This is a genomic window from Schnuerera sp., from assembly GCF_035459645.1.
GTDB lineage: Bacteria > Bacillota > Clostridia > Tissierellales > Tepidimicrobiaceae > Schnuerera.
The window spans coordinates 1-2,660 of sequence record NZ_DATHXO010000147.1 but is presented as its reverse complement, the minus strand read 5'-3'; the positions used below and the strand labels follow the sequence as shown (position 1 = coordinate 2,660).

The following is a 2,660-nucleotide window of genomic DNA, read 5'->3' as shown; positions in this document are numbered from 1 at the left end:
GAAAGACTTAAATTAACAAATTTACCTTCATGAAATGCTGGTATAGTAAAATCTGGTGCTGGTTTTCCAACCTTAATCATATTATCTTCCTCCTTGATAATTTCTTTTTTCTCAATATTTTCCTCTTTCATTACATCTTTTTCAATTACTGGTCTTTGACATCCTGCTTTGAATTCTTTCGGCACAAAAACACCTCCTAGTATAAGTAAATTCTATCAATTATGTATTTCTGATAAGAATTATCTATAGTAATATTACCCTATAGTTGTGGGCATAAACTATTTTTAGTTAAATTTTTATCGAAAGAGTGTATAAAACACTATTTAATTCATATTAGTAAAGTGTGATATAAATTATCGAATATAAGATATGATAATTCAGAAATATTATAGTTTTTTATTTAAAAAATAACTATGAGCCATTTTCGACTCATAGTTATTTTATCTATAAAATATAAGGGAAGTTAAAATGCATAGTTAAGTCCCAAGTATTTTTTACTAATGGCTTCTACATCTTTAGCCACTATTTCTACGTCTTCCTTATCAATTAAAACCCTTTTGAAAAGCTCTGCTATTTGTTCCATATCTTCCTCTTTCATTCCTCTTCTGGTTACTTCAGAAGTCCCTATCCTAATCTGTGGACTAGCTCCTGAAAAGTCATCTGAACATAGTATATTTGCTTTTTCTAAGTATTTTGCAGGGCCTTCACTTACAAATTCTCCTACATCTACTAAAATTAAATGAGATTCTGTAAATCCTTTCTTTTCTCCTAAAACATTAAATCCTTTTTTAGCCATAGCTTTTGCTAATGCTTTGGAATTTTTTATAGTTTGTTCCCCATATTCATATCCAAATTCCTTCATTTCTAATATTGATACTGCCAATGCAGGAAGTCTGTTTAAATGATGGCTTGTAACTAATGAAGGAGATAATGCATTTCCTATTTTCTCAATAAGTTCCTTGTTATTAGAAACTACAAATCCGCCTTGAGGTCCTGGAAAAGATTTATGTGTACTTCCAAACATTATATCTGCGCCTTCTTTAATTGGATTTGGAAATACTTTTCCTGCAATTAATCCCGTTACATGGGAAGCATCATAAGCTAGTATTATTCCTTGCTCATCTGCTATTTGCCTAAGTTCTGATACTGGCTCTGGGAAAAGAGTACCTGAACCACCAAATATTATAAGTTTAGGTTTTAATTCTAAGGCCATTTTTTTCAATGCTTCAACGTCTACTGCTCTGTTTTCATCAAACTTCATATATTCTACCTTTATAGTTTCTCCAAAATGGGAGATTAATCTCATAGGCCCTACTAAACCGTGTCCCCAATCTTCAAGGCTTACTTCTATTACTAAATCATGAGGTTCAAGTATACCCAAAACTGTAGCCATACCTGCCATATGTCCACCTATTGGTCTAAGATCTACATATTTTACTTCAAATATTTCTTTCATCAATTCATGGGTTTCCATTTCAATTTCATGTATATATTTATTTCCTGTATACTCCCTTTCTTCCGGATTCATAGTTGTATAACATCCGTATCTATTTCCTAAATCACTATTCAAATAGCTTCTTACGGTTTGGCTTGAATAATTTTCTGAAGCAATTAAGTTTAAACAACTATTTCTATATTCTTGATGCTTTTTCAATAAACTATTTATATCTTCAACTGTTTTTATCATGTATAACCCTCCTAGTCATCTATAGCAGTCATAGGAGGAAGGGTTTAACCCCCTCCTAATGGCCTAACTATATTAATTATGTCTTTTTCCTTTATAATATAATTTGGATATTCTCGTTGTAATAACTGTTTATTATTTACCCATACTCCTACCCAATGACTATATCCTTCAATAGTCAACAACTCTTCTACGGTTATATTTTCATCAACTTTTTTCGTCTTACCATTGACTACTATATCCATAAAACTTCCCTCTCTGAATCCTATTACAATAGCCAGCTTAAAGATAGCTTTTTAAGTATAGATTCTGTAGGATTACCAGTTTCTTTGTCCCATCCTGCAAATTCATAATATAATTCTTTAGCTTCATTAAACTTTTTCTCGTCTAGTTGAATACCTTCAGATGGACCATCCGGCATTTTTTCAAATATTCTCTTAGGTAGTTTATCATCCTTTTTAGTAAATCCTGCTTTTGAATTAAAGTACCTCATCATATTTACACGACGTTCACCTATTCGCATTAACTCAAATAGAGAAGTATTCCACCCCAGCCCAAGCCTACACAATTCAATTAGCTCATCTGGACCACATAGTTCCCAAGAAGGCCCCCATACAAATTGACATAAATTTAAAGTGTCTAGTATTGAAAAATAACATTGAGTATCAAAAGCAAACCTAACTTTATCTTCATCTATAGTAAATGGATCTTCGTATGTTTTATATATACCTAACTGCCCTAACCTTTCCATAGGTTGACTGTCCTTTGGTAAATTTAAGAATACATCATGTTCACTTGATTGATGATCTGCACCAAAAGGATTGACTGCATATATTAATCCTACCATAGGTTTAAACTGAGGCATATGAGCTGGAAGTTCTTGCCCTTTTACTTCTACAGTAAATTCTTCTGAACCTTTGCCTATAGTTTGTGCAGCTCTTTTGCTACCTTCTGCTAATAAGTTGCCTATTCCTTC

4 protein-coding genes are annotated in these 2,660 nt (G+C 32.2%); all 4 read right to left on the bottom strand.

Annotated elements, in window-relative coordinates; translation table 11 throughout:
* Positions 1-185 (bottom strand): hypothetical protein (locus VK998_RS03440; RefSeq protein WP_475513926.1); only part of this gene is annotated, 185 nt, incomplete at its 3' end.
* A gap of 278 nt (positions 186-463) precedes the next feature.
* On the bottom strand, positions 464-1,687 hold the full coding sequence (locus VK998_RS03435; RefSeq protein ID WP_325225499.1) for a serine hydroxymethyltransferase: 1,224 nt from the start codon (positions 1,685-1,687) through the stop codon (positions 464-466).
* 44 nt (positions 1,688-1,731) lie between these two features.
* A complete protein-coding gene (gene thiS, locus VK998_RS03430; protein WP_325225497.1) occupies positions 1,732-1,929 on the bottom strand; it encodes a sulfur carrier protein ThiS in 198 nt (65 codons plus the stop codon).
* A 23-nt stretch (positions 1,930-1,952) separates the two neighbouring features.
* Positions 1,953-2,660 (bottom strand): aldehyde ferredoxin oxidoreductase C-terminal domain-containing protein (locus VK998_RS03425; protein ID WP_325225496.1); only part of this gene is annotated, 708 nt, incomplete at its 5' end.